Source organism: Fibrobacter succinogenes (assembly GCF_902779965.1).
GTDB lineage: Bacteria > Fibrobacterota > Fibrobacteria > Fibrobacterales > Fibrobacteraceae > Fibrobacter > Fibrobacter succinogenes_F.
In genome coordinates this window covers 57,666-84,109 of the sequence record NZ_CACZDK010000008.1, presented here as the reverse complement: position 1 = coordinate 84,109, position 26,444 = coordinate 57,666, and the positions used below count along the sequence as shown (strand labels likewise).

General features: G+C 48.8%; 23 protein-coding genes. 8 read left to right on the top strand and 15 right to left on the bottom strand.

What is annotated here, in order from left to right; genetic code table 11:
- Window positions 1-124: 124 nt before the first annotated feature.
- From mutS to rapA, 4 genes are all read right to left on the bottom strand, one after another.
- A complete protein-coding gene (gene mutS / locus HUF13_RS05835; RefSeq protein ID WP_173474246.1) occupies window positions 125-2,764 on the bottom strand; it encodes a DNA mismatch repair protein MutS in 2,640 nt (879 codons plus the stop codon).
- Window positions 2,764-3,468, bottom strand: a complete 705-nt coding sequence (gene scpB / locus HUF13_RS05830) for an SMC-Scp complex subunit ScpB (RefSeq protein ID WP_012820032.1) — start codon at window positions 3,466-3,468, stop codon at window positions 2,764-2,766. The genes mutS and scpB overlap by 1 nt, the downstream gene beginning before the upstream one ends.
- Before the next feature lie 41 nt (window positions 3,469-3,509).
- Window positions 3,510-4,649 carry a glutamate 5-kinase gene (gene proB / locus HUF13_RS05825; protein WP_173474245.1) on the bottom strand — a complete coding sequence of 380 codons (1,140 nt, stop codon included), beginning with the start codon at window positions 4,647-4,649 and terminating at the stop codon, window positions 3,510-3,512.
- Window positions 4,650-4,756: 107 nt separating this feature from the next.
- Window positions 4,757-7,747, bottom strand: a complete 2,991-nt coding sequence (gene rapA, locus HUF13_RS05820; protein WP_173474244.1) for an RNA polymerase-associated protein RapA — start codon at window positions 7,745-7,747, stop codon at window positions 4,757-4,759.
- A 66-nt stretch (window positions 7,748-7,813) separates the two neighbouring features.
- Here rapA and HUF13_RS05815 point away from each other — a divergent pair, with 66 nt between their 5' ends.
- Together HUF13_RS05815 and murA are read left to right on the top strand one after the other, a co-directional pair.
- Window positions 7,814-8,590 carry an RDD family protein gene (locus HUF13_RS05815; protein WP_173474243.1) on the top strand — a complete coding sequence of 259 codons (777 nt, stop codon included), beginning with the start codon at window positions 7,814-7,816 and terminating at the stop codon, window positions 8,588-8,590.
- Between the two features lie 5 nt (window positions 8,591-8,595).
- Window positions 8,596-9,873: a UDP-N-acetylglucosamine 1-carboxyvinyltransferase gene (gene murA / locus HUF13_RS05810; RefSeq protein ID WP_173474242.1), complete on the top strand. Its 1,278-nt coding sequence runs from the start codon at window positions 8,596-8,598 to the stop codon at window positions 9,871-9,873.
- A gap of 147 nt (window positions 9,874-10,020) precedes the next feature.
- Here the strand turns inward: murA and HUF13_RS05805 are convergent, their stop codons facing one another.
- From HUF13_RS05805 to HUF13_RS05780, 6 genes are all read right to left on the bottom strand, one after another.
- Window positions 10,021-10,881 carry a tol-pal system YbgF family protein gene (locus HUF13_RS05805; protein ID WP_173474241.1) on the bottom strand — a complete coding sequence of 287 codons (861 nt, stop codon included), beginning with the start codon at window positions 10,879-10,881 and terminating at the stop codon, window positions 10,021-10,023.
- Window positions 10,882-10,891: 10 nt separating this feature from the next.
- Complete coding sequence (locus HUF13_RS05800; RefSeq protein ID WP_173474240.1) at window positions 10,892-11,473, bottom strand: OmpA family protein; 582 nt, start codon at window positions 11,471-11,473, stop codon at window positions 10,892-10,894.
- Between the two features lie 17 nt (window positions 11,474-11,490).
- Window positions 11,491-12,750, bottom strand: coding sequence for a translocation protein TolB (locus tag HUF13_RS05795; RefSeq protein WP_304038863.1), 1,260 nt, complete (start codon window positions 12,748-12,750; stop codon window positions 11,491-11,493).
- Between the two features lie 83 nt (window positions 12,751-12,833).
- Window positions 12,834-13,766 carry an energy transducer TonB gene (locus HUF13_RS05790; protein WP_173474239.1) on the bottom strand — a complete coding sequence of 311 codons (933 nt, stop codon included), beginning with the start codon at window positions 13,764-13,766 and terminating at the stop codon, window positions 12,834-12,836.
- Window positions 13,753-14,169 carry a biopolymer transporter ExbD gene (locus HUF13_RS05785; RefSeq protein WP_072828243.1) on the bottom strand — a complete coding sequence of 139 codons (417 nt, stop codon included), beginning with the start codon at window positions 14,167-14,169 and terminating at the stop codon, window positions 13,753-13,755. Before HUF13_RS05785 ends, HUF13_RS05790 begins: the two co-directional genes overlap by 14 nt.
- Window positions 14,166-14,867, bottom strand: a complete 702-nt coding sequence (locus HUF13_RS05780) for a MotA/TolQ/ExbB proton channel family protein (RefSeq protein WP_173389486.1) — start codon at window positions 14,865-14,867, stop codon at window positions 14,166-14,168. Before HUF13_RS05780 ends, HUF13_RS05785 begins: the two co-directional genes overlap by 4 nt.
- A 194-nt stretch (window positions 14,868-15,061) precedes the next feature.
- On the opposite strand from HUF13_RS05780, the gene HUF13_RS05775 reads away from it, so the two are divergent.
- Window positions 15,062-15,604 carry an LPP20 family lipoprotein gene (locus tag HUF13_RS05775; RefSeq protein ID WP_173474238.1) on the top strand — a complete coding sequence of 181 codons (543 nt, stop codon included), beginning with the start codon at window positions 15,062-15,064 and terminating at the stop codon, window positions 15,602-15,604.
- Between the two features lie 173 nt (window positions 15,605-15,777).
- Here HUF13_RS05775 and HUF13_RS05770 read toward each other — a convergent pair whose 3' ends face one another.
- A complete protein-coding gene (locus tag HUF13_RS05770) occupies window positions 15,778-17,070 on the bottom strand; it encodes a folylpolyglutamate synthase/dihydrofolate synthase family protein (protein WP_173474237.1) in 1,293 nt (430 codons plus the stop codon).
- Window positions 17,071-17,289: 219 nt separating this feature from the next.
- Between HUF13_RS05770 and HUF13_RS05765 the strand changes: the two genes are divergently transcribed.
- Window positions 17,290-18,033, top strand: coding sequence for an endonuclease (locus tag HUF13_RS05765; protein ID WP_173474236.1), 744 nt, complete (start codon window positions 17,290-17,292; stop codon window positions 18,031-18,033).
- Window positions 18,034-18,130: 97 nt separating this feature from the next.
- On the top strand, window positions 18,131-18,736 hold the full coding sequence (rpsD, locus tag HUF13_RS05760) for a 30S ribosomal protein S4 (protein WP_072828248.1): 606 nt from the start codon (window positions 18,131-18,133) through the stop codon (window positions 18,734-18,736).
- 62 nt (window positions 18,737-18,798) lie between these two features.
- Here the strand turns inward: rpsD and HUF13_RS05755 are convergent, their stop codons facing one another.
- The gene (locus tag HUF13_RS05755) at window positions 18,799-19,335 is read right to left on the bottom strand and encodes an ORF6N domain-containing protein (protein WP_173474235.1); all 537 of its coding nucleotides are present in this window, start codon (window positions 19,333-19,335) and stop codon (window positions 18,799-18,801) included.
- A 244-nt stretch (window positions 19,336-19,579) separates the two neighbouring features.
- On the opposite strand from HUF13_RS05755, the gene HUF13_RS05750 reads away from it, so the two are divergent.
- Entirely contained in the window at window positions 19,580-20,698 is a 1,119-nt protein-coding gene (locus HUF13_RS05750) for a glycosyl hydrolase family 8 (protein ID WP_173474234.1), read from the top strand.
- 134 nt (window positions 20,699-20,832) lie between these two features.
- On the opposite strand, the gene HUF13_RS05745 is transcribed toward HUF13_RS05750, so the two are convergent.
- A complete protein-coding gene (locus HUF13_RS05745) occupies window positions 20,833-22,158 on the bottom strand; it encodes a GntR family transcriptional regulator (protein ID WP_173474233.1) in 1,326 nt (441 codons plus the stop codon).
- A gap of 66 nt (window positions 22,159-22,224) precedes the next feature.
- Between HUF13_RS05745 and HUF13_RS05740 the strand changes: the two genes are divergently transcribed.
- Window positions 22,225-22,836: an FISUMP domain-containing protein gene (locus HUF13_RS05740; RefSeq protein ID WP_173474232.1), complete on the top strand. Its 612-nt coding sequence runs from the start codon at window positions 22,225-22,227 to the stop codon at window positions 22,834-22,836.
- Window positions 22,837-22,949: 113 nt separating this feature from the next.
- Here HUF13_RS05740 and HUF13_RS05735 read toward each other — a convergent pair whose 3' ends face one another.
- Window positions 22,950-24,389 (bottom strand): hypothetical protein, encoded by a 1,440-nt coding sequence (locus tag HUF13_RS05735; protein WP_173474231.1) that lies wholly within the window; start codon window positions 24,387-24,389, stop codon window positions 22,950-22,952.
- 327 nt (window positions 24,390-24,716) lie between these two features.
- Between HUF13_RS05735 and galE the strand changes: the two genes are divergently transcribed.
- A complete protein-coding gene (gene galE, locus HUF13_RS05730) occupies window positions 24,717-25,733 on the top strand; it encodes a UDP-glucose 4-epimerase GalE (protein ID WP_173474230.1) in 1,017 nt (338 codons plus the stop codon).
- A gap of 160 nt (window positions 25,734-25,893) precedes the next feature.
- On the opposite strand, the gene HUF13_RS05725 is transcribed toward galE, so the two are convergent.
- On the bottom strand, window positions 25,894-26,361 hold the full coding sequence (locus HUF13_RS05725) for a hypothetical protein (protein ID WP_173474229.1): 468 nt from the start codon (window positions 26,359-26,361) through the stop codon (window positions 25,894-25,896).
- Between the last annotated feature and the right edge of the window lie 83 nt (window positions 26,362-26,444).

Genomic DNA, 26,444 nt, shown 5'->3' with positions numbered 1-26,444 from the left:
GTTGGTGATTAGTGGTTAGGAATTAAATCAAAAGTGGTTAGTGATTAGTGGTTGGTGGTTAGGAATGCAATAAGAACGTTCCTTTTACATTCCTGCTTACTAACCACTGTTTACTAGCCACTTTCTATTTCCCGTAATTTTCCTTCAGGTCCATTAATCTTTGTAGCGCTTGCATCGGAGTCATTTCCTCGGGCTTGAGCCTGCGGATTTCATCCTTGAGCAAGAGCGTGTTTTCGTCTGGCGGTGCAAACAAGTCCATCTGCGGCTGCGCCTTGATTTTCTTGTTTTGCGCCTCGTCGCTGGGGTCAATCTTCTGCTTTTCCAAACGGAGCAAAATCTTGCGAGCTCGGCGCACCACGTTAGGTGGCAGCCCCGCCATCTCAGCCACATGAATGCCATAGCTCGAATCGCAAGCGCCTTCGAGAATCTTGTGCAAGAACGTAAGCTTATCGCCCTTTTCCTGCACGGCGACCTGGAAATTGCCAGCGTGTTCCAGCGATTCCACAAGCCCCGTCAATTCGTGATAGTGCGTTGCAAACAGCGTAAGCGCCATGCGGGCAGGCTCGCTGTGGAGCGTTTCGACAATCGCCCATGCAATCGAGAGGCCGTCAAACGTACTCGTACCGCGACCAATTTCATCGAGCAGCACAAGGCTATGCGGCGTCGCATTGCGGAGGATGTTCGCCGTTTCGATCATCTCGACCATGAACGTACTGAGGCCACGACTCAAGCGGTCGCTTGCGCCCACACGCGTAAAGATGCGGTCCACCACGCCAATGCGCGCACTTTCAGCAGGCACAAAGCAGCCAATCTGCGCCATAAGCACAATAAGTCCCGTCTGGCGCAAATACGTCGATTTACCGGCCATGTTCGGGCCCGTAATGAGCATCAGTCGCGTACCGTCCGGCGAGAGCGTCACATCATTCGGGACAAAATTCAAATCGGGGTTCACCGCGACAATCACCGGATGGAAACCGCCGCGAATTTCAATACCCGTTCCTTCAAAAACTTCCGGGCAAACGTAATTGTACTTGCGTGCCGCGCGGGCAAAACTGTACAAACTATCCACACGGGCAATCGCATCGGCAATGCCCTGGAGTTCGGCGCGCCAGCTGTTCACGCGTTCGCGAAGTTCACAAAAAATCTTGTATTCCAGCGCATGGATGTTGACTTCGGCATTGCTGATAACGGATTCGCATTCCTTCATCTCCGGCGTGATATAGCGTTCGCCGTTTACCGTCGTCTGTTTGCGGATATACTCGTCAGGAATCGGCTGCGTGGCCTTTGCCATCTGCGCCTTCGTGATTTCGATGTAGTAACCGAACACGCGGTTGTAACCGACCTTGAGACTCGGGATGCCGAGGCGTTCGCGTTCACGACCTTCCAAAGAAGCAATCCATTCGCGGCGCTCCTTGATGTCCTCGTTCATGGCATCAAGTTCCGCACTGGCGCCCGGGCGAATCATTCCGCCTTCGCGCACGGTCATCGGCAAGTCATCATTGAAGTACTTGAGCAAATCTTCGCCACGGCCCTTTGCCGCATTCAACGTTTCACGCAAGCCTTCAAAAAGCGGCGCATGCAAGCCTTCCAAAACGTCAGCGACTTTCGATGCCTGCGAGAGAGAACGCCCCATTCCCGCGAGGTCACGGGCATTGGCACGACCGCTACCCACACGGCCCATCAAGCGTTCCATATCGAGAATCGACGTCAAGGATTCCTTAAGTTCGTCAAGCGCCACGGGATTCTGGACAAGCTCGCCCACCGCTTCTTGACGTTCGCGGATGCGGTCCACAGCAATCAACGGATGGCTCACCCAGTCCTTGAGCGTTCGCCCACCCATTGCCGTCACCGTAAAATCGAGCACCGAGCAAAGCGTGCTGGAATAATCGTCAGCATTCAGCGGACGCACCAATTCCAAATTGCGTAGCGTACTCGGGTCGAGCGTCATGTAATCGTCCAGATTCAAAATCTCAAGCGTCGTAAAGTGCGACAGTTCAGACTTTTTCTGGTTGATCAAATACTGGAGCAAAGCGCCCGTCACAGACGTTTCAAAAACACGACCATCCAAGCCAAGGCCATCAAGCGCTTCAACCTTGAAGTGCGTAAACAGCACATCCTTTGCCTGGTCTTCTGCAAACAAAATCGCCGGGAGTTCAGTGACCAAGACGTTTTCGGCCTTGATCAAATCCATAATCGCCGAGGGGATTGTCGTCCCTTCGGGAATCACAATTTCCTTGGGCATGCGGCGGCTGAATTCGCATTCAAAAGCCTGCACACTGCTGCGGCACGTGGCCAAGTAACCCGTCGTCACATCTGCAATCGCAAACGCTGCAACATCGCCGTTTCCGCCCTTGCCGTCATCGCTTGTCGCAGGCACATAAGCGCAAAGGTAATTCGCCTCTTTTGCATTGAGGTTTTCTTCGTTCATCGCCGTGCCGGCGCTGATGATTTCAACAATGTCGCGCTTGACAATGCCCTTCGCGAGTTTCGGGTCTTCGACCTGTTCGCAAATGGCGATGCGGTAGCCGGCAGCCACCATCTTTGGCACATAGCGTTCGGCAGCGTGGTGCGGGAACCCGCACAAAGGCGTTGCACCGGAGGCGCCGTTATTGCGGCTCGTGAGCGTTAAACCTAAAATTTTCGAGGCGATTACAGCGTCATCTTCAAAAAGTTCAAAGAAGTCGCCCATGCGGAAAAACAAAATGCAGCCAGGATTTTCTTTCTTGATTTCGTAATATTGCTGCATCAACGGAGTAACGGCCATTAAGCATCTCCCATAGACAATTCAATCTGGTCAGTCGATTCTTCGAGCGGAGTCGGTTCTTCCGGAGCGTTATCAGGTTTGGAGTACTGCGGCACCAAAGCGCCCGCTTCCAAAAGTTCACTGAATTCGCGCAAGCGCGGCAAGTCTTCAGGAATGCGATTGATACCAAAGTATTTCAAAAATTCCTGCGTAGTCACGTAAGTATAGGGGTTACCGACCGTTTCTGCTCTTGCGCCCAAAGTAATAAAACCTTTGTCGAGCAAGTTACGGATCGGACCATCCGCAGACGAAACGCCACGCACTTGTTCAATGGCAGCCTTCGTAATCGGCTGCTGGTACGCAATCACGGCAAGCGTTTCAAGAGCCGCCTGGCTGAGCCTGCGGGCATTTGCTTCCGGGAAGAGCTTACGCACCCACGGATAATACTTTGCACGTGTTCTAAAGCGGTAACCGCCCGCCTGTTCCACAATTTCAAACGGAGACTGAATCTTGTTCAAAGAATCGTTCGCGGTAATGAGCGCATCCGCCACAGAACGAGCATCCAAAAAATCGCCAAGAATTTCGCGAAGCTTCTTAAGCGTCACGACATCCGGAGACGCAAACACAAGCGCCTGTATAATGCGAGCCAGGTCTTCCCTACTTTCAACTTTCGGGAGTTCCGCCGATTCTTCGGCCAGTTCTTCGACATTCTGATCTTCAGCCATACGTTTGATCCTTTTGTCTAAAGCGGTCTAAAGTCACCTAATTAGAATACAACCAAGTCGTTCTTGTGGATAAGTTCATCAGGAACATTCTTGCCCAAGATTTCATGCACCTGAGCAGTCTTTTTGCGGAGCACAAGCTTGAGCGTTTCGCTATCAAAACCAGCAACACCGCGAGCCACAGGATTCTTCTTTTCGTCCTGGACTTCAATCAAGTCGCCCTTGTCGAAATGCTTCTGTACAGCAATCACGCCAACCGGCAACAAGCTCGAATGATTTTCACGCAAGGCCTTCACGCCGCCTTCATCGACAATCACGCTTCCACGCGGAGTTGTGATAAAGCTCAGCCAGCGCTGACGGCTATTGAGCTTTTTCTTGGAGCCTGCGAACAAAGTACCATTTGCATTTTCAAAGAACACCTGATGCGGGAGCACCTTCATGCCATTTGCGAGGAACGCATTGGCACCGCTCTTCGTCACATTGCGAATGGCTTCCAGCTTGCTACGCATACCGCCCGTACTCACGGCGGACCCAGCTTCGCCCGGCTTTCCAGCGAGTGCGAGAATCGCAGGCGTAATTTCAGGAACAAAATTCAACAAGCGCGCATTCGGGTTCTTCTTCGGATTGTCATCGAACAAGCCATCTTCATCCGTAAAAATCAAGAGCAAATCAGCATCCAAGAACAGCGCCACATCGCTCGAAAGCTTGTCATTATCGCCCACCTTGATTTCGGCAACAGCCAAGGAGTCGTTCTCGTTAATAATCGGAACAATCTTGCGAGCAAGCATTGCCTTGATGGTGTTCTGTAAATTCTTGTAACGTGCACGGTCGCGGAAGTCTTCTGCAGACAAAAGAATCTGACCGACGGAGAGTTGCACCCAGCGGAACATTTCGCGATAAGCATACATGAGGTCAATCTGGCCCACGGCAGCACAAGCCTGCTTTTCGGCAAGCACAGTCGGCTTTTGTGCATAGCCAAGTTCAGCCATGCCTGTGCCCACAGCACCACTCGTGACAATGACCACTTCCTTGCCGGCATCCATCAAGCGCGCCACGGAATCCGCGAGCTTCTGGATGTAACGCGTACGAACGCCACCACGCTCAGAATCCACGAGAATGCGAGATCCAATTTTCACCACCACGCGGCGAGCTTCATCTAAAATGTTCTTTCTTAATTCACTCATAATCTTTTCGCGGCTTCGCCGCAGTTGGCAGAACTTAGTTGGTAGAACTTAGAAAATCCAAATTATCTAAGTTCTAAGCTCTAAGTTCTAAGTTCTAAGATCAACCCCTACTTGCACACCACCAAGCGGATGGCATCCAAACGGAGTTGCGGATTTGCCACAATTTTCTTGCGTTCTTGCACGTTCTTGCGGAGCTGCTTAAGAGCTTCACTCGTACCCGCCTTGCCACGCATCGAAAGCAAATGGTTCATGCGCTGGTATTCCTGTTCCGAACGCGCTTCCACGGCATTCGCCGCTTCTTCAGCATACTTTTTAGCTTGTTCAGAAACAATCAAGCGAGCCTTCGCTAGTCCATCTTTAGCAAAGTAACGGATTATCATATCGACAGCAGCATTGCCCTGCGGCATACCCACATCCTTGAGAGCCGCATTCGCAAGCGCTTCAAAACATCCGGATTGATTTTCACCCTTTGCATCCAAGAGCACCTTGAAGTACTTAGGTCCTGCGATATCGGCACAGCCCCATTCTTCGGACACCGGGAGTTCCACAGCAAAATTATACTGCATCATGAGCCCGCGCTTTCCGGAATTCGGCCAAATAGCACAAGCGACCGTTCCGCGTCCCATGCCGGTTTCGTAATCGAACACACCTTGAGCAAGCGGATGATCCAAGCTGATAAATTCAATATCGTCATGCGTCATTGCCACTTCACGATCGAACGTGACCGTCATGCAAGTGCCACCATTCGTACGGCCATCGCCTTCCGAATCGCCGCCACCTTCGCCACACAAATCCGTTTGGCTATTCACGCGGCCACCTCCAGCGCTATACACGCCAGAAGCAAGTTCCGGCATGCCCGGCACGGAGCCCGCTTCAACTTGCGGTCCCATCGTAATAAGGAAGCATCCCGGCACAGAACTCTTCTCGACATCGAGCCCGCGGTTCATCAAAGAATCGAACACAAGATTCTTGAGTTCCGGTTCCGCATCAAGTTCGCGAATTTCGTCCGTAATTTCCTTTGCCTTTTCGGGATTGCGGGAGTTAAATTCCAGCAAGCGGTCACGACCGTTTTCAATATTCTTGCGCATGAGTTCGCAATCTTTCTTGACTTGCGGAATCACGTTCTTCACAAAGTTTTCAAGGCTTGCCTGCGGAGTTGCAAGAGCCTCAATCAAAGCTTCCGTGTACTTGAGGAAAAGTTCGCCACCGCTCATGAGAGGTGCACCGAACGAATTCAAACCTTCATTGTACCAGCGGAACATCACTTCCTGACCAGAGCCCTTCACGTACGGCACGTGGATGATGATGTCCTTATCCTGACCAATGCGGTCCAAGCGGCCAATACGTTGTTCTACAAGTGCAGCATCAAGCGGCAAGTCAAACAAGACCAAGTGATGCGAGAACTGGAAGTTACGGCCTTCCGAACCAATTTCAGATGCGATGAGCAAGTTGGCGCCATCGGGCTTGCTAAAGTTTGCGGCAGCCTTGTCGCGCGCCATGATGCTCATATCTTCATGGAACATCACAAACGCACCAGGACCCAAGAATTCAACGAGCAAAGTTTCAAGCGCCTGCACCACCTGAATCGATTCGCAAATCAACAAGACCTTTTCGTTCTTGTATTCCTTGAGGAATCCCTTGAGCCATTCAAAGCGTTCATCCATATGCCAAGCATCAGAGAACCGCGTGCAGAGGAGGCCGTTCTCTTGAATGTCCGTCGATGCTTCGAGGTCGCGATCCGCAGCCACTTCCACCATTTCACGATAAGCCGGATTCGGTTCCAGCGGGATTTCATCGAGCACACGCTTCGGGAATCCGCCCACGCCCTTACGCGTATTGCGGAACACCACAGAACCCGTGCCCATGCCATCGACAATGCGGCGCATCCATTCGCCAGCCGTCATCGCCTTTGAATTTTCCTGTTCCAACCACGGACGAATCATCGAGTTTTTCGGAACGCATTCGTACAAATCGTCCCAGCTCATGTGATGGCTCGGATCCGTCGGGAGCTTGCTCAAATCTCTCACAAGCTTGAGATAAGTTTCTTGGTCCTTGATAAAATCGTTGTAGTCCGCAAAGCGCACCGGGTCGAGCATCTTGAGGCGGTTGAACTGCGATTCCGGATGCAACTGCAACGGCGTTCCCGTCAAAAGCAACACGCCCTTCGAACGTGCAATCACTCGGTTCGCAAGCATATACTCGTGACTCGTGAAACCATCCTCGCACACCAGATGGTGAGCTTCGTCGATGATGGTCATGTCCCAGTTCGTCTTCAAGAGGTCTTCAATCAACGCCGGTTGCGCCATCAAAAAGTCAATGGAAACGATGATGTCGTTACTCTGCATGAACGGGTTCGGCTTCGTCTCATCTTTCGCAACACCGACAAACAAGCCGCGAATATAACCTTCGTCCACAAGTGTAAAGAGCTGGTTGAAACGACGCTTCATTTCAATCATCCACTGGTGCTTTAGCGTTTCCGGAACAATCACAAGCGTACGCTGAATACGGCCACGAGACTTGAGCGCATGCCAAATCATGCCCGCTTCAATCGTCTTACCCAAGCCCACTTCATCAGAAAGCATGAGCCTCGGGAGCGTCGAGCTAGAGCATGCACGATAGCAAAGGTAATACTGGTGCGGGATCATGTTCACACGTGGGCCAATCATGCCGCGAACTGGCGACGATGTCCACTTGTAATACATTTCCATCGCATCTTCATGACGCAAAAAATCACGCGACGAGCAAACTTCGTCATCGGACAAAGCCTTGAACAGCACAGCCGGTCGAGCCGTCGAAAGTTTCGAACTCAGCTCGGATTCCTTCATCTCCTTGCCGTTTCGCCCGACATAAACCATGATTCCCGAATCTTCACGAACAGAGTCCACCACAAAAGAGGCACCCTTTTCGCTCTTGACAGTCTCACCCACTTGCAACACAAAACGTTCAATAGGAGCTTCTTCGGTTCTGTAAATTCGAGCTTGACCGATAGAAGGGAACAAAATCTTGACAGTACGTCCCTGGACTTCGGAAACAATGCCAAGTCCCAGGGTGGGCTCGGCTTGGCTAACGTAACGCTGACCAATTTTAAACATCATCATAACCCCTAAATTTACAATTTTTTCAAAATTTCGGCTTGCGAACTTTTTACTAAATTATTCCACAACATGAAATGGTTTTATATCGACACTTCAATCACCGACGGGGACAGGCGTCAAGGCCCTTTCTCTATCGACGAAATCAGGAATTTTGTCAACGAAGGCAAAATAAAAGATGAAACTCTTGTTTGGCATAGCGGTGAAACAAATTGGAAAGCTTGGAAGGACTATCCCGAAGCAACCGAAGTTCCAGAGCCCACTGAAGAAGAACTTCTAAAACAGACCATCGAGACTTTACTCCAAAGCAGGGTGACTCGCAAGCGCTTCGCAGGCTTTTTTGTACGTGCGAACGCCTTTATTATAGACAACATAATTCTATCTATAATCGGAGCCATTTTCCTTTATGTCATGAGCCTTGCAGGGCTGATTGACATAAACGCCGTTATCGAAATTGTAAAGCAATTCACCGAAGACCCGGCATCATCAGACATCGTTTCCAATGCTCTCAAGCTCCCCGGAATGCAAACGTTCTTTACGATTTGGAGTTTCGTCCAAGCGGCTTACTTTATCGTATTCCACGCCGTTTGGGGCGCAACACCGGGCAAAAAGTTATTCCGCATTCATGTAGAAATGGCTGACGGAGAAAAACTCTCGTGGGCATTTTCGATTTTCCGCTTTATAGCTAGCATAGTAACGCAAGCGACTTTGTATTTTTATGGTCTGGGCTACCTCATTGTCCTCATCGATCCGCAAAAGAGGGCTTTGCACGATTATATCGCAAGAACACGCGTTGTCCACGACCCAATCGCACAAAAGAACAGCAAAGAGATTAATAAAGAGGTTTAGTTTATATGGATCAGTTTATCGTTCCGCAAGTAAAAGCACCTGTCAATGGTGAAGTCGAAATTTCCGGTGCAAAGAACGCTGTACTCGCAGTTATGGCCGCAGCGCTCCTCGCCGATGGCGTTTCTGAAATCGCGAACGTTCCGCACTTGAAAGACATGAAGACCATGTCCGATGTGCTCCGCGTTATCGGTTGCCACATCAACGGAGGAAGCCATACTCTAAAAATCGACACTCGCGGCGTAGACCATTTGGAAGCCCCGTATGAACTCGTGAAAACCATGCGCGCCAGCTTCTATGTGCTCGGTCCGCTCGTTGCCCGTTTCGGACGTTGCCGCGTTTCGCTCCCTGGCGGATGTGCCTGGGGCCCGCGTCCCGTTGACCTTCACCTCAAAGGTCTCGAAGCTCTCGGCGCAAAGATTACCGTCACGCACGGTTACGTCGAAGCCACATGCGAAGGCAGACTCCCCGGCGGCAACTTCAACTTCCCGATTTCTAGCGTCGGTGCAACAGTCAACGTCCTGATGGCGGCAACACTTGCAAAAGGCGTAAGCGTCTTGCAAAATGCAGCCCTTGAACCCGAAATCGACAACCTCATCGACTTTCTTACCAACATGGGCGCCAAAATTCAGGGCCGCGGAACGCGCACCCTCACCGTCCAGGGCGTTGAATCGCTGCGCCCGGGCACAGGCGTCACCATTCCGGACCGCATTGAAGCAGGCACGTTCCTCTGTGCCGCCGCCATTACGCGCGGCCGCGTGAAAGTCACGCACATCATTCCAGAACACATCGCATCAACGCTCGATGCCTTCCGCGAAATCGGTTGCAAAGTGAATGTCGGCCCCGACTGGGCCGAAGTCGATGCCCGTCAGCAAGAACTCAAGCCCATGAGCCTCATGACGCTCCCATTCCCTGGCTTCCCGACAGATATGCAAGCTCCGTTCATGGCAACGCTTCTTTCCATTCCAGGAAACAGCCTCGTGCAAGATACCGTTTATAACGACCGCTTCAAGCACGTCGCCGAACTTGAACGCTTAGGCGCTTCTATCCAGCTGAACGGCAACACAGCAACAATCAAGGGCGGCCTCCCGCTCGAAGGTGCCGACATCATGGGTTCTGATCTTCGTGCAAGCGCAGCGCTCGTTCTCGCAGGCCTCATTGCCGAAGGTGAAACGACCATCAGCCGCATTTACCACCTGGACCGTGGCTACGAAGATTTCGAAGCCAAGATGGCAAAGATCGGCGCCACCGTCAAGCGCTTCAACCCCGACGCCCGCGACGAATAACGTTCAATGTCCCCCTGGAGGGAGCCGCAAAGCAACTCTGATAGGGTCCAAGCAATTACACAAAAAGCCGGCTTCATCAAGCCGGCTTTTTTTTTCACCTCGTCACCCTGAGACCCAAAGGGTCGAAGGGTCCATCATTTCTTGTATTTACCGCATCTGTTCGCGGCAAACTTGTTCTGCCGAGCGCCCGTCTGTAGACCTAAAATCAAGCATCGACTGCAATTGCAAGGCAGCCTGTTCCAGTTCCGGCGTCGAAGCGCAAGTATTGCTCGAAATAATTTTCTGCAAGTAGTGCTTCTGGCGTTCCAAATCGCATTCCTTGCCGTAAAGTGACGCCAGTTTGAACATTCCGGCGCAAGCCTTCAACCCTTGCGGGTTCGAATCGACGAGATTCGTCAAAAGCGTTTTTGCCTTTGCGGCCTGATTCGCTTCGATCAAGCAAAGCGACATCCAGTAAAGAGCACCTTCGGCCATTTCGCCTTTCTTTACAAGTTCATAAACCTGCTTAAAGCCGTTGTACGCCAACTTGTATTCACCGCGATGGTAATCCGAATGAGCGGCATTGAACATCGTCTCCGCTTCTACCATTTTTGCGGCATCCGCATCGGATTCCATGACAGCGCTAGCTGCGCCATTGTTCACCACAACCTTCTTCGCCAAAATCTTGTCAGACTTGCCAAGGAGCAAATCCAAGCGATAAATAATCTCTTCTTGGCGAGTATCGCGGCGAACAGTTTCTTCGCTCATGCGTTTCGAAAGGAGAGTCACTTCGGCCTGCAAGCGTTTCTGCGCCACCGCAGCCGCATCCAATTGAGACTTTACGCTATCCAGCTGCACTCGAAGCGAATCATTCTCTGCCGAAAGAGCCTTATAAGCAGAATCATTCTTGACCATGATTTCATCGCCAACAGCTTTCATTTCTTTTGTTCGCAGTATCGTAATACTGCTACATCCCGAAAGCATAAACGATGCAAAAAAAACACCTAAAGAAATCGCTTTCAAATTCATGATTCACCCCCTATTCAATATTTGCAATAGATACGCGGAAATGGGCTCTACGGTTTTTGGAATAAGCGGATTCATCGGAACCCAGAACTTTCGGACGTTCTTTTCCATAACTTACCGACATAAGCCTATTGCCATCCACGCCATACGCAATCAAGAAATCCCTCACAACAGTCGAACGACGAGCGCCCAACGAGATGTTGTAATCTTCGGTGCCGCGAGCATCCGTATGCCCTTCAACCGTCACAATAAAACGAGTTTCATTGACCAATATTTCCGCCACTTGAGCAAGCAAACGCTTCGCATTTTCCGTCAAGTCGGAGCGGTCATAATCAAAATACACATCTTCATCCATAATGCGGTTGATCATTTCTTCCAAGTGAGCTCGTTCAGCTTCGAGGCGTTCCGCTTCCAAGCGAGCCAACGAATCAGCACTCAGCGTATCCGCAATAAGCGCGTCAAGATTCAGCGAGGAATCCACAGGGGCTTCGGCCGTTTTCGGTTGAGGATCCGTCTCCGGTTTTTCCTTGCTGCAGCCCCATGCAAATAAGGCAACAGCAGTTACCATCAAAGCGACTTTAAAAAACTTACCCATAATTAACACTCCTCTTTTTACTTTTTCTCATCAAAGAACCAAGACCATGTAGGCGAAGTATTCTCGTTACCATTCGTAATGCGAGTCACGCCGCTGCCGTCTTTACGCATAATATAAATTTGATAATTGCCACCGCGGTCACTGGCAAACGCAATCAGCTTACCATCTGGCGACCAAGACGGATGTTCGTTATTCCCGGCATTCGATGTCAACTGGATAATATCCGTTCCATCAAGAGCACACGTATAAATATTCATTTTGCCATCGTCCATTGATGTATAGACAATGCGGTCACCTTCCGGAGACCAACTCGCACGTTCATTGTAATGGCCCATGTACGTAATGCGCCTTACGTCTGAACCATCTTTACCAACAGCATACACCTGCGGAGAACCGCCACGATCGCTCGTAAACAGCACTTCACTAGCAAAAGGGCTCCAAGAGGGGCTTACCTGATTGGATTGCAAATGCAAGAATTTCTGAGCGGAACCCGTCTTGATATCGCCACGATAAATTTCAGTTTTGGCACCTTCCGTCACCGAGAAAAGGAGTTCTCCTGTCTTCGGGTTCACAGCCGGACTAAACGTCTGCTTGTATTGCGTAAAGAGCGGAGTTTCCTTGCCGCCAAAAGTAATCGCATAAAGGTTCGGGCGCTGCTTGCGGAAGTTCACATACACAAGTCCCTTATTGCCTTTTTGCCAAACAGGCATGATGTTGATCGAAGAATCACGCGTAATTTGGCGACGGGAAAAACCATCGTAATCCGAAATCACCACCTGCTTCACGCCATCGATTTTCGAAACGTAAGCAAGCTTTGTCGTAGCAATACCGCGTTCCCCAAACAAGCGATAAACAACCTTGTCAAAGAAAGAATGCACCGCCTGACGCACGTCATAAGGCTTTACAGTATAGCTTTCGCCAAGCAACAAATCCTTCGTTTCGGCGGCATACAAAAAGCAATCGAGCTTGATTTTTCCGTTCGAGAGCTTCGTTGCATTGCCGGTCACATACTGGCGAGCGCGCTTCTTGCTAAAAAGCACCAAGTCAAACTTGTCCGAAGCAACCGCTTCAAAGCGCCCAGAAAGATTTGCATCTCGTGCCAAAATCAAATGCGGAGCTTCGCTTGTCCACTTGATTTTTCCGTCTTCTTCAAAAGGCACAATACCAATCGGCATCGTCTGGAACACAGAAATTCCCACATCCACAGCAATCGTGTCAATCGCCGCAAACGAGGGCGCAACAAGCATCAACGCTATCGCACAAAAAAACAGTTTCATCTTTTTCATCATTAAAACCTCAATTCCAAACTTCTCATACCTCAAAGGCGCCTGCGCCGACCTCATCCCCCACGACCTCACTCCTAGTTCGGCGTAAAGTTAAACTGCAACACAAGACTTGAGCCATTGTACGTTGGCGGAAGTTCCGGCAACTTCGAAATTTTCACCGCACGCACCGACAAGTGATCCCAGGCGCTGTTCGTCGAAGAACGCTTGAGGAATACACTCGTAATAAGCCCAGAACGTTCCACCGTAAACTGAACCGTCGTCTTTGCATCTCGATCAATCGTAAGTCCATTCGGCGGATTGAAATTGCTCATGATTTTTGCCTTCGCGCGTTCCAAGAACACCTGCATCAGCGGATCCATATCAATCGGATTCACCGCCTTGAGGCTTGGCATTTCAAAGGACTTCTGCAACTTCAAATCATCGATATCAAAGTCGTCATCCTTTGGCTTTTTCGCAGGCTTCTTTTCGACTTTTTTCTTTTCGATGGTCTTCTTCGCAATTTTTTCTACCGGCTTTTCAACAGGCTTCTCGACGGGCTTCGGCTGTTCAACCTTTTCTTCCGGCTTCTTTTCTTCGACCTTGGGTTCCGGCACAGGCACTGGCTCCGGCGTATCCGGCTTCATCTCGGGCGCAGGTTCCTCAGGAACTTGCGGAGCCTCTGGCTCAAGCGTCTTTTCTGGCGTAGGCTCTGGAGCGGGCTCCGGTTCCGGCGTTACTTCGGGAACGGGCTCCGGCGGCACTTCCGGCGGAGTTTCTACCTTCGGCGCTTGCTGCGGTTCTGGTTCCGGTAGCGGAGCTTGAGCCGCTGGAGCTTTTACCGGTTCATCCACTTGCACCATTTCGAACACGGGAATTTCTTCGGCTGGCTTCGATAAATCAATATTGTTGAGAGCGATCAAAGTCCCGACAACCGCCAAATGAAACACGACAGCACACACGATGATCTTGAACAAAGATCCATCGTTTTCCGTCTCGAAATATTGGATTTGGTCCCTATTTCTTTTCATTTACCAATTCGTCTTTAGGGGTCATCGTCAAAAAACCGAGTTTCGTTACACCAAGTTTTTGCACTTGAGTCACAACCTTCATCACAAAGCCATAGCTGACTGCTTCGTCCGAGTTGATGACCACCGCCATCTCGCCATTCCACAGCGACTTGAAAATGCTTTCGAAACTTTCCATATCCACCTGCATATCAGCGATGAATATCTCCAGATTCTTGGTGATCGAAACTTTTAAAAGCTTCTGTTGTTCCATCGTTGGAGCCTTTACTTGCGGGAGATTAACCTTTACTCCCTGGCTCATCAACGGTGCACACAAAATAAACACAATCAAGATAGCGAACACGATATCGATCATGTTCGTGAGGTTCAGTTCCTGCTTTAAGTCCTTACGGCGGCTGCGTTTCACGCTTCCTCCTCGGCAACTCCTTCAACAGTAAGCAAGTCCCCTCTTTTGAACAAACTTAAAACTTGAGAGCCAAAATTATAGTACGATGTTTCGTTGCTTCCGTTTTTCGAAGTGAAGTAATTGTACCCAGCAGAGGCAGGAATTGCAACCACGAGGCCAGCAACCGTCGTAATAAGAGCCATAGCGATACCCGGAGCGACAACAGTCAAATCCGCAGAGCCGTGATGACCAATCTGGAAGAACGCAATCATGATCCCCCAAACAGTACCCAGCAAGCCAAAGAACGGAGCCAAGTTAGAGCTTGTAGCCAAGAAAGTCAAATAGCGATCCTCGCCCATGCGAATGCCTTCAATCGAACGCTGGATAGCATCTTCGAGCAACGACGCACGATGCTGAATGGATTCATAACTCACTTTTCCCTTGAACTTAGATACTTCGTTCAAGACTTCGACGCTCAACAAACGCAATGCGCTATCATTTGAAACGGTGCAAAGCTTTTGCAGTTCCGAAAAACGTTTAAGCTTGCCGAACTCCTTAAAGAACTTTGCATTAGCGCGCAAATTCGATTTGTGCTTAAAGAACTTCACGATGATGATTCCCCAAGAGCCGAGCGACATAAAGGCAAGGATTCCGAGAATAATCATCGTTACAATATCGGACTGCGTAATCATTTGCCAAACAGGTACAGTATTGTTCAAGACAACCTCCAAAAAAATTTTACACAATTATACGAGCTATATTATAATACAAAAAAGCCCTATAAAAAGTAAAGCCCTATCGATTATCAACACTTTTTTTGACAAATACCGTAAATTTCCATTTTTACATGATATTTTTTGTATATTAAAATCACAAAACAATGTTAATGGATTTTTATTCCAAGGAGAAAACAATGAAAAAACTCATCGCATGTCTCGCCCTTGCAGCAATGTTCGCTGGTTGTTCTAGCAATCCTCCGCAGACACCGCAAGAAAAGCAAGCTAGCCTTCTCATCGAAATGCAGATGCAGAAGAAGAGCTATCTCAAGCAGCACATCCCGGCTGGTATCGGCATCGGAGAATCTGCTGACGAACAGATTGCCTACGAAAAGGCTGATCAGAACGCCCGCGTAGACCTCGCCAAGTCTATCGACGCTCAGACCAAGGCTTTGGTCAAGAACTTCAAGGAAGATGTGAGCGATGAAATTGCAGAACACTTCCAGAGCACGTCCAAGACTGCTGTTAGCCAGCGCCTCAACGGTGCAACGCTCAGCGATGTCAAGGTCGAAACCACTGCTGATGGCAAGTTCAAGGTTTATGGCGTGATGACGCTTGACTCTGACCTCGTCTCCGAATACATCAAGATGCTCGAACAGCAGGAAAAGAAGGCCGAAGTGGAAAAGATTCGCGCCGCTGCTGAAAAGGCTTACGCAGAACTTGACGAAATGGACGACTAATTTCGTTTAAATTTCAAGCGACTTAAAAGACCTTGGCATTTGCCAAGGTCCTTTTTTTTCACAACGTCATCCTGAGCCCCGAAGACAACTCAGAGGCGAGTGTTGCGCCCATGCTTGCATGGGCATAACCAAGCCAAAGAGTTGGGGCGTAGCCCCATCCAGTCATTTTCTTCTTAACGATGTTCGTTGGTGGTAGGCTTCATCCCACGGAAGAAGCTCAACCCATCAAAGTCATCCTTGAGCGCCTGCACGGTCGCCCCTATCATATAAAGGCTACCCGTAATAAGAATCGGAGTCGAACTCTCGCCCACGCTTGCAGCGATCTCATCCAGATATTCTCGCGAGAACTCACCTGCACTCGCAACGTGCAACCCGAGTTTTTCAAGTTCCGCCTGCAAGTCTTCCAGTTCGCGGAATCGCGGGTACGGTGTACGCGTGATATGCCAATGGCTTACATGCGGAGCCATGAGCTTTAACATTTCGCCCACATCCTTATCGCGGAGAGCGCCGAAAACGCAATGGAACTTTTGTTCCGGGTAATACTTATCCAACGCTTCGACCAAGCGACGAACCGCATGGGAATTATGAGCGCCATCTAGAACAAACTTCGTCACGCCGTTTGCATCGATCAGCTTTTGCATACGGCCCGCCCAAGAACGCGTCGAGAGAGTCTTGAGTGCAAGAGTTTCATCAAAATTATTCAAGAACAGCTCCGCCGCCTTGAGCGAAAGGCTTGCATTTTCAATGTAATGTTGTCCTAAATTTGGAAGTTCGACATCATTACGAATCTCGGGAACAACACAAGAGCATCCGTGCGAGGCCGCATAAACATTAGCTTCAGCAATTAGCGCTTCACTCAGACCACCAAGAACAAAAGTCTTGCCACGACCATTCGATAGAATACTTTGTGCAGAACCTGCAACACCCATTTTTTCCTTAAGAATTGCAGATTCCGTGCTACCAAGAACTTCCGTGTGCTCTAGCCCAATGCTCGTGAGCACAATCAGTTCGCCATCGGCAACGGCAGTACTGTCCAAGCGACCGCCCATGCCCGCTTCAAGAACGGCAACATCGATATGTTGTTCGGCATAATAGAGGAACGCCACAATCGTTAAAACTTCAAAGAACGTCGGTTCCACTTGAGCTTTTTCGGCTGCCGCCTTGACCTGCATAATCAAGCGGTCAAGCGAGCCATCGTCAATCGGCAAATCATTTACACGAATGCGTTCGCGCATGCTCACCAAATGCGGACTCGTATAAAGCCCCGTCTTGACGCCATGCGCCTGCAAAATTCCAGAAAGATAATAGCTCGTGGATCCCTTGCCGTTCGTACCCACAACATGAATTGTCTTGAACTTTTTCTGAGGATTCCCAAGAGCTTCGCAAAGTTTACGTGTAGAAGCAAGCCCAGGCATCATCCCGAAAATGAGGCGGGAATTCAAATATTCCAATCCGTTCTGAATCATGGGCAACAATATAGAAAAGACAAGAGACGAAAGACCAGAGACGAGAGAATATAGCAATGAGCAGTGAAAGCAAGGCATCGCCACAGTAAGCAGTGGTTGGTGGTTAGTGGTTAGGATTGCAATAAGAACGTTCTTTTGGCAATCCTGTTTACTAACCACTGCATACTAACCACTAAAATGATTACATTTCTATCACACACAACACGAGGTTTTAATTATATGAAAGTTTCAGCAAGCGCTGTCGCTTTGCTTTTCTGCATTTTTGCAGCAACATCCTTCGCCAAAGTCGATCCTCTGGCCGCACAACAGCACTACAACTACCGCGATGCGGGCAAGCAAATGCGGCGCATCTACTACGGTGAGCTCCAGGAGACCCTCTACTGCGGATGCCGCTACCTCGACAAAAAGAAAGTCGACTTTAGCACCTGCAATTACAAGCCGCGCGAAAACGAAAAACGCAAGAGCTTCAAGCGCACCCAACGCATCGAATGGGAACACATCGTCACCGCCCACAACATGGGCCAGCACCTCCCCTGCTGGCGTGACGGTGGCCGCAAAAATTGCAGCGCAAACGACACCACGTTCAAAATCATGGAAGGCGACCTCCACAACCTCTACCCCGCCATCGGCGAAGTGAACGGAGACCGCAGCAACTTTATGTTCAGCCAATGGACGAACAACCCAGTTCCCATGTACGGCGAGTGTGAAACCATCGTGGATTTCAAGGACAAGAAGGTCCAACCCCGCAAAGAAGTCCGAGGCTTAATCGCCCGCGTGCATTTCTACATGGAAAAGACCTACAACATCAACCTCTCCAAGCAAGACCGCAGGCTTTTCGAAACCTGGGACAAGATGTACCCCGTCACCGAGCGCGAATGTGAACGCGACCGCCGCATTTTCAAGGTCCAAGGCGATCACAACCCATTCGTCTTCGAGAAATGCCCAGATTCTGTTGACAAGTAGTGAACATTTGACTAAATTTGAAGTCCAAATCTTGCAAGTCGTGCCAAGCTCTGCCAACTTGTAAGCGTAACCAAAGAGCTTCCTCAAAGAGGTAAATATGTCCTCCTTCCGCGGACCTAAAGGTAAAGTAGCACGCTCTCTCGGCGTTGCCGTTTCTCAGAAGACTCAAAAGGCTCTCGACCGCCGCAACTTCGCACCTGGCCAGCATGGTCAGACCCGCAAGAAGTCTGCTTCCGTTTACAAGCAGCAGTTGGTCGAAAAGCAGCGTCTTCGTTTCACCTACAACATTTCCGAAGCTCAGCTTGCCAAGGCATACAAGGAAGCTAACCGTCGTGAAGGTTCTGCAGGTGATAACCTGATGATCTTGCTCGAAACTCGTCTTGACGCAGTCGTCTACCGCATGGGTTTTGCCCGTACGATATTCGCTGCTCGTCAGTACGTAGCACACGGTCACTTCACTGTGAACGGTGTTCGTAGCTTCTCTCCGAGCCGCCTCATCAAGGCTGGCGACGTGGTTGCCGTTCGTGAACAGTCTAAGGAACACGTGCAGATCAAGGAAGCAATCGCTTCTGCAGCTGCTGCTCCGGAATACTTGTCTGTCGATCTCGGCAAGATGCAGGGTACTCTCGTGAAGCTCCCGCTCCGCGACCAGATCCCGGTCAAGCTCGAAGAACAGCTCGTCGTGGAATACTACTCCAGGTAGTAACCCGCTTAGAGCCAAGAAGACTCAAGCTTTTAAAGACGCTCGCAGAAATGCGGGCGTTTTTAGTTTCGTTGACGTTCCTTTTTAACTTTATGTTTTATCTTAAGCATAGCCAAATTCAATTCTATTTCAGTTTCTGTTTCGGATTCTTCCAAATCACTAGTAAGAACATTTGAAATAATTTCTCCGCTACGTTTTAACAAAGACTTTCGTTCCGATTCATCTACGACATGGGGAATACTAGCTACAGCACGAGACAATTCCCTAATTTCAACAAAAGTATCTATGATACTTATCGTTGTCTGAACAGCAATTTTTCCCTTTAATATCGTAGCTAGCATATATAAGCCACGTTCTGTAAATGCAGTTGGATTAACAGGACTATATTTCAGCTTCTCGAGGTGGTCAAAATTTTTTACCACCTCACTTTTTTCATCATCCGTCGTTTGGAATATGTACCCCTTGGGGAATTTTTCTGGATTATTCCTAACGGCTTGATTTATTTCTTTTGTAGGTACGCCATAGAGACTGGCTACATCACAATCCAAGATAACACGTTCATTGCGAATCGTTAATATTTTTTCTTCAACATTCTTCATTTTCTCTCCTTTCCCGCCTACATGCAAAAAAAAACGGGATTATCTATTTTTAATGAATATAGAATTATCGAATGTCAAATCATGACATTTTCAATTTTATTTGAACATTTAATTTTTTTCACAAATGTCGCGAAAATTCAATCATGGCAATAATTCAAGCATTGAGAGAAACACCCACAACACTTTTTAAATATTTCACCTTGCAAACAGGACGGCGGCCCAATACATTTCTATTTTACTTGTCATGAGAAACATTTTTGAAGAAATTGGTAAGACTCCCGCCGAAATCGAGGCAAAACTCAACAAGGCATTCACGCAACTGTTTGAAGGCGACCGCGAAAACGAACGCATTTGCTTTGACAAAGGCAATGACATGGCGTACATCGTGGATATCGGCCACAACGACATCCGCTCCGAAGGCATGAGCTACGGTATGACAGTTGCCGCTCTCCTCGGCAAGCAGGACCTTTTCGACAAGCTTTGGAAATTCTCCAAGACGCACATGAAGAACACCGAAGGTGACCTCGCCGGTTATTACTCTTGGCAAGTTTCGACCGCCGATTTCACGATGATGGACCCGGGTGCCGCCCCAGATGGCGAAGAATACTTTGCTGCAGCGCTCCTTTACGCTGCCAAGATTTTCAAAAACGAACAATACAAGTGCGACGCCGTCGAGCTCATCAATGACATGGCTCACAAGCCGCAAGCAGGCGACGTGTACACGATGATGGACGTGAACGCAGGCCTCGTGCGATTCTCACCCATGAAAGGCAACGATTACACCGACCCGAGCTACAACACGGTCGCATTCTACAGAATGTATGGTGAAGCAAGCGGCGATGAAATTTGGAACAAGATTGCGGACAACAGCGTAGCCTACTTGAAAAAAGCTTGCCATCCGGTCACGGGACTTGCCGCCGACTACAGCGAATTTGACGGAACGCCCAAGAAAACGCCTTGGCACCCGGAAAGCGACTGTTTCTGCGGAGACGCTTGGCGCGTTGTATGGAATATCGGACTTGACGCCGCCACATTGCAAGACAAAGGCGAACGTGCCGATGTGAGCGAATGGGAAATTTCTGCAGTCCGAAAAATTCTCGGCTACCTCCACGGGCGTCGCCCGTACCTCGCCGACATGCGTGTCGACGGGAGCGCGTTCCCGCGCGAGGCAAGACTTGCCACGGGCGGCCTGATTGCCATGAACGCGGCATCAACTGTCGCACTCCCTGCAGGCGATCCGCTTATCAAGCCGTTCGCCGAAGACCTCTGGAACATGGAAATTCCGACCGGACTCTGGCGTTACTACGACGGACTCCTGTATATGCTCGGACTCCTCGCCTGCTCCGGGAAATTTAACGTTTGATTTTTATTGCATTACGTCATCCTTCGGGCTAATAGCCCGAAGGATCCAGTAAAGTCTTGTATTGCGTAACGAGACTTAACTGGACCCTTCGCTACGTTCTGGGTGACGAAGATGCGTACGTTCTTCTGTAAAACCTAGTGTTTCTCGACCACTCTACCCAGCGGCGTCTGCATTTGGCGCCGCTGTTCTGCATATATGGTTGGTGCCACAATGTGATAAATCGCTTCTTTCACCATCGTCCCGACGTTGAAAGCAAACGAGTCAAATACGTAGCGGTAGCTCTCAATCGTATCGTCAAACCCCACCACGTACGGCGTGGGCAACTTTTTCGCTTTGAAAAAATCTATCAGCGAAGCCGCCACTCTATCGTTAGAACAAACAAATTTATCCAAAGTAGCCTTTTTCAAAAGCGATTCAAGAACGCTATTCAAAAGCACTTGACTATCTATGCCACCGCGATTCGCGACATCAATCAAGTCAAACGGAGAAGCAAAGCGATCATCGACAAGCGGAACCACATCCGTCCCGGCCTCTAACAACCCTTGCAATCTCGCCTTCGACCAAAAGCTAGCATGGTATGGTGACAAATAATGGACCGGTCCCATATTTTTGCTCTTGAGGTAACGACCGACAATCACGCCCGCTTCTTTGCCAAACGCCACATTATAGAACGCCCACTTTTTCTTGTTCCGCGCACTCATTGGCACCATGTCCGGTGCATATTCCCACCAAACCGAAATCGGATTTTTGAAAGTTGCAAAATACGCAAACAACTTTGATGCATCATAGACAAGCCATGTCGAAAGGAACACGCCCAAACAATGCACATCGTTCTTGATTGTATAAACGCGACCATCCGACAAAAAGAATTGGTTCGACGATTCGTGGTATCCGATAAACTTCACCGCAATTTTCTGTTCCGCAGCAATCTGCGCAAACGTGCGGAACACATCCGATTCGCGCTCCGATTCAATTTTCAAACGACCAAATTCGTCTGAGCGGTGTACAAATAAAACGTAATTCGATTTTCCAATCGGGCGCTCTTCGCTAAAAAAGAAACGATGCCCGACATGGCGCAAAATTCCCTGCGCACTTTTTTGCAATAAAAATTTTTTGACGATGTACGGCGAAACGGCGTAACGGCTCGAAAGCTCCTTGCACGACGGAAGTTCGTCAAAAGCATTGAGGAAGCCGCTATCTAAGTCGTTTTGGAACAGGCGCTCGACAACCGAATACACACTCTCTTCGGGCTTTACATCGAACGACGGAGCAGCACCCCAAAAACAACCTTTGCCATGGACCAGCTGGATACGACCATCAATTGCCAACAGCTTGTACGCCCTGTGAACCGTATTGACCGAAAGCCCAAGGCGTTCCGCCATTCTGCGTACAGAAGGCATTTTTTCGCCATCTTGAAAACCGGCGTTTACAATAGATTTTTTAACATCTTCAATCAGCAACTTTAAACCTCGTCAATTCATAAAATAACAAAATTTTCCTTCATAAAATTTTGTACATTTCTCTCTATGAGAATTGGTTTAGGATTTATGCTTTTGGCGGCCTGCATTACTGTAGCCGCTCCCGCGAAGAAAGCCTCTGCGAAAAAGTTCAAGGACCCTCGCGACGGACACACTTATAAAATTGTCAAAATCGGGAACCACAACTGGCTCGCCGAGAACCTCACGTACAAGACAACAAAAGGCAGCTATTGCTACGACGACGACAAGACGAACTGCCACAAGTACGGACGTCTTTACACATGGAAGGCAGCCATGAAGGCCTGTCCCACCGGCTGGAGACTCCCCGACCGCAAAGACTGGAATTTCCTGAGCAAGTACCTTGGCTCTAGCAAGAAGAACGGATTCAGAGTCAAGCAGGCCGGCCAGAGAATTTGCTTTGGCAACAACGAAATGTGGAGTCCTTACTGCGAAGAGACTAAATCGTCATTCAACGCGTCTGGCAAAAGTGACACACATTTCGCTTACGAAGACATGGAAAAATCCGCATTCTTCTGGACTGCAACCGAAGAAACAACTTACATTGCAAACTTCGTGACCATCGGCGGTTACAACGAACGTTATGCGGAACGCGCCATCGAAGAGAACAACGCATTCTCCGTCCGCTGCATCGAGAAGTAGTTGGCACCCGTAATAGCCGCTCGCATCATCACACAAGCGAGAATCTAAACTTTACAGAAAAGGCCCTGTCCGATGGACAGAGCCTTTTTTACCAAGGAGCTGCTATCATTTCTTTATTTCGTTTTCGATAACGGAATAGAGCCTCCGTTATTAAAGACAACATAATTAACATCAGTAAAACGAGAATCCTTTTCTATTTCGAGTGAAATACGAGACGGGCAAATGCAATTAGTTGCATACAAGCTTTCAGCGTTTTTCGAATTCACATACAAAACACCTTCGTACGCAACAACTTCAAACTCAGCTTCTTTCACGCCACAGCCCAATTGAATATTATCAAGGCGAAGAGAAACAAAGCCGTTTCCATCATCAACCATATAGGCCGTTGACTGATTCGAGGCCGTATCCATAGCCACATCTTGAACATCGGACAATACAGCATTTGTCGAACCCACTAAATCAGCCGTACGTCTATCATTTTTGCATACAACAACAACATTCTTTGCTTCTTGACGAGGCTTGATTTCATCAATCGTGATAACATCCATATCCACGATATCCATATTATTGTGGAAATTTACGCTAGAACCATCATCAAAGACAAGCCAACGCGCCCCAGAAAAAGACGGATCGTTATCCACGGCAAAATTCACCTTTGAGTTGCAGAGACATCTTTTGGCATTCGTATAGTTCATTTTGGCATTCACGTAAACCGTTTCACCAGAGACATAAACATCCAAGGTATCAATAGCAGCATCACAGGCAAACGAAACATTTTCTATGGTAAACCCAGTACGTTCCGTGCCCACATAACGATAGGCAACCGGTGGAAGCACTTCATCTTTCGGCCTAATCGCTTGAACTGGGGTCGAGCCATCTAACATAGGATCAACAGCATAACCTTTCTCATGACACTGAGCATTCGCATCCGTAATAATCAAATGCGACGGGCCCTGTGGCGCAACAGAAGACGAACTTTCCACTAGCGCCGAAGACGACGAGGGAACCGAAGTTTCAGAGGACGACGAAACAACCGCACTCGACAACGCCATTACGCTCGAAGAAGAAACAGTCGCATTAGACGAAGAACTCCTTTCAGGGAGCGGTTCTGTCACGACTTCATAAACCGTCCCCTGATACACGAAATACTTGATGTTGGCGTCAAACGGATCGATAGTAAACCATTCGTCGGTAATGCACATGCAATCTGCCGGATCCCCATCAAAATTGATTTTTAGCGTATCGAGTACACGTTGATTATTGAACACAATGTTTGCATAATCGCAAGCATCAGAGATATTCGGAACAACCACATGGTATCCCGCTTCATCGACAACCAAATAAGCCTTTGGATTTGCCGCAGCGGATTTCTTCAAGGCATAATCATAGGGATGGCCGTAACAACCTTTAAAATTGACAGACATATTGCGCGTGGAATCCAACACGGTTCCACCACCTACAGGCGAAACTGCCCCCGCCACGGGTTCATCGCTACAAGCGGCAAACATAAATGCAGCAAACATCGAGCAAGCAAAAATCGAAAGCTTTTTCATAATAATCTCCTTTATCTTTTCACACTTCCAATATAACCATTATTTTTCGCAAAGTCAATACTTTATGCAACAAAATTTAAGAAATTTAATTAAAATCAAGCAATTTTAACAAAATACAGCACAAATATACTACATATGCAACACCATGTTGTATATAGAAACAAGGACTACAGAACCGGAAAAACATTTTTGGGAGAAACGCAAAATAGGCCTGAAGAATGCGATATTTTTCTGTTGAAGTTAAGCATGTCCCCACACACTCACTCATAAAACACAATCTAAAAATTTTCGTATATTATGTCCCAAACTATAATCTTTGGAGCAATCATGAAAATAGCAGTTATGGGAGGCGCCGGTTACATCGGAAGCCATACGATTATTGAACTTTATAAAGCAGGCCATTCTGTCGTTGTAGTCGATAACCTTGTGAACTCAAGCAACGAATCTCTCCGACGCGTGGGCGAACTCGTAGGCTCCACTATCCCGTTTGTGAACGCCGACGTCCGTGACGCAGCCGCCATGGACAAGATTTTTAGCGAAAATAAATTTGACGCATGCATCCATTTCGCTGGGCTCAAGGCCGTGGGCGAATCGGTCACCAAGCCGCTCGAATACTACGAAAACAACATGAACGCCACGTTCGTATTGTTGAACGCCATGCGTAATCATGGTTGCAAGAACCTCATTTTCAGTTCGTCAGCCACGGTTTACGGTAATCCAGCCATCATCCCGATTACCGAAGAATGCCCCAAGGGTGAATGCACCAACCCTTACGGTAAAACAAAGTCCATGCTCGAAGAAGTACTCCGCGATGTGCAAAAAGCAGATCCGGAATGGAACATAGTTTTGCTCCGCTACTTCAACCCGATTGGCGCACACCCGAGCGGTCGCATCGGCGAAGACCCGAACGGCATTCCGAACAACCTAATGCCGTACATTACGCAGACCGCAGTCGGTCTCCGCAAGGAACTCGGCGTATTCGGCAACGACTACAACACTCCAGACGGCACAGGCGTTCGCGACTACATCCACGTTTGCGACCTCGCCGCAGGTCACGTCGCAGCACTCCAAGCAATTGAGCGCAAGTGCGGACTCGCCATATACAACCTCGGTACGGGCCACGGTTATTCCGTGCTTGACGTTGTCCATGCTTTCGAGAATGTAAACAAAGTAAAAATCCCTTACAGCATCAAGCCGCGACGCGCAGGCGACATCGCCACCTGTTACTGCAATCCGCAAAAAGCATTCGATGAACTCGGCTGGAAGGCTCAATACGGCATCGAAGAAATGTGCCGCGATTCCTGGAACTGGCAAAAGCAAAACCCGAAGGGATACAAAGGTTAAAAATTCATGGATTCTATTGCCTCTTCGAGGCAATAGAATGACATTTATGATTATCGACATTCCCGGCCCTGAGCCGGGATTTCCATTAAAAAGAAAAGCCGCAGCAAACAGCTGCGGTTTTTCGTTAACTACGCGAGCGAAAGCTCGCCATTTTTAAGACTTAGTCGCGGTAGTTACGATGATGATGCTTTTTACGCGGCGGTTCCGGACGGTTGTAATCAGCATGGAGGTCTTCGCATTCGCGAACACTGCGAGCGACAAAGTACTTATGACGCTTCGGGTCCATGCATTCGATACGGTCAGCGCGGTCGCGACGGTAATCAATCTGCATCCAAACTTCGCCGTTAGTGCAATAGAAATCGAACTTACGTTCCTTTTCACCACGATAGCATTCGCCACGGCTATACATTTTCTGATCGTTGTCGTAACGTTCTGCATGAATTCTGTCGTGACTGTCGCACTTCGGTTCAGCAAACTTGCAGGTGACCATAGGCTTTACCGGAGAAGGAGGCGAAGGAAGAGCGCGGGAGCGTTCATCCTTCTTGGGTTCAACGTTAATCGTCAATGCCAAAGCAGATGTGCTAAGCAGCATCAGCGACATAGCGCAGGTAAGCATAAGCTTATTCATATGACCTCATTATACTTTAAATGTTACATCGAAAACAATATATTAAATATTTTATTACAAAACCATCTTTTCCCAAAATATTT

Bases quoted from the DNA above. Each gene is read 5' to 3' on its own strand.
- HUF13_RS05775 (WP_173474238.1), top strand. From the start codon at position 15,062: ATGAAAAAACTCATCGCATGTCTCGCCCTTGCAGCAATGTTCGCTGGT.
- HUF13_RS05795 (WP_304038863.1), bottom strand. From the start codon at position 12,750: ATGAAACTGTTTTTTTGTGCGATAGCGTTGATGCTTGTTGCGCCCTCG.
- HUF13_RS05790 (WP_173474239.1), bottom strand. From the start codon at position 13,766: ATGAAAAGAAATAGGGACCAAATCCAATATTTCGAGACGGAAAACGAT.
- HUF13_RS05765 (WP_173474236.1), top strand. From the start codon at position 17,290: ATGAAAGTTTCAGCAAGCGCTGTCGCTTTGCTTTTCTGCATTTTTGCA.
- rapA (WP_173474244.1), bottom strand. From the start codon at position 7,747: ATGATGATGTTTAAAATTGGTCAGCGTTACGTTAGCCAAGCCGAGCCC.
- HUF13_RS05805 (WP_173474241.1), bottom strand. From the start codon at position 10,881: ATGAATTTGAAAGCGATTTCTTTAGGTGTTTTTTTTGCATCGTTTATG.
- galE (WP_173474230.1), top strand. From the start codon at position 24,717: ATGAAAATAGCAGTTATGGGAGGCGCCGGTTACATCGGAAGCCATACG.
- HUF13_RS05815 (WP_173474243.1), top strand. From the start codon at position 7,814: ATGAAATGGTTTTATATCGACACTTCAATCACCGACGGGGACAGGCGT.
- HUF13_RS05755 (WP_173474235.1), bottom strand. From the start codon at position 19,335: ATGAAGAATGTTGAAGAAAAAATATTAACGATTCGCAATGAACGTGTT.
- HUF13_RS05800 (WP_173474240.1), bottom strand. From the start codon at position 11,473: ATGGGTAAGTTTTTTAAAGTCGCTTTGATGGTAACTGCTGTTGCCTTA.
- scpB (WP_012820032.1), bottom strand. From the start codon at position 3,468: ATGGCTGAAGATCAGAATGTCGAAGAACTGGCCGAAGAATCGGCGGAA.
- HUF13_RS05725 (WP_173474229.1), bottom strand. From the start codon at position 26,361: ATGAATAAGCTTATGCTTACCTGCGCTATGTCGCTGATGCTGCTTAGC.
- HUF13_RS05735 (WP_173474231.1), bottom strand. From the start codon at position 24,389: ATGAAAAAGCTTTCGATTTTTGCTTGCTCGATGTTTGCTGCATTTATG.
- HUF13_RS05770 (WP_173474237.1), bottom strand. From the start codon at position 17,070: ATGATTCAGAACGGATTGGAATATTTGAATTCCCGCCTCATTTTCGGG.
- HUF13_RS05750 (WP_173474234.1), top strand. From the start codon at position 19,580: ATGAGAAACATTTTTGAAGAAATTGGTAAGACTCCCGCCGAAATCGAG.
- murA (WP_173474242.1), top strand. From the start codon at position 8,596: ATGGATCAGTTTATCGTTCCGCAAGTAAAAGCACCTGTCAATGGTGAA.
- rpsD (WP_072828248.1), top strand. From the start codon at position 18,131: ATGTCCTCCTTCCGCGGACCTAAAGGTAAAGTAGCACGCTCTCTCGGC.
- HUF13_RS05740 (WP_173474232.1), top strand. From the start codon at position 22,225: ATGAGAATTGGTTTAGGATTTATGCTTTTGGCGGCCTGCATTACTGTA.
- mutS (WP_173474246.1), bottom strand. From the start codon at position 2,764: ATGGCCGTTACTCCGTTGATGCAGCAATATTACGAAATCAAGAAAGAA.
- proB (WP_173474245.1), bottom strand. From the start codon at position 4,649: ATGAGTGAATTAAGAAAGAACATTTTAGATGAAGCTCGCCGCGTGGTG.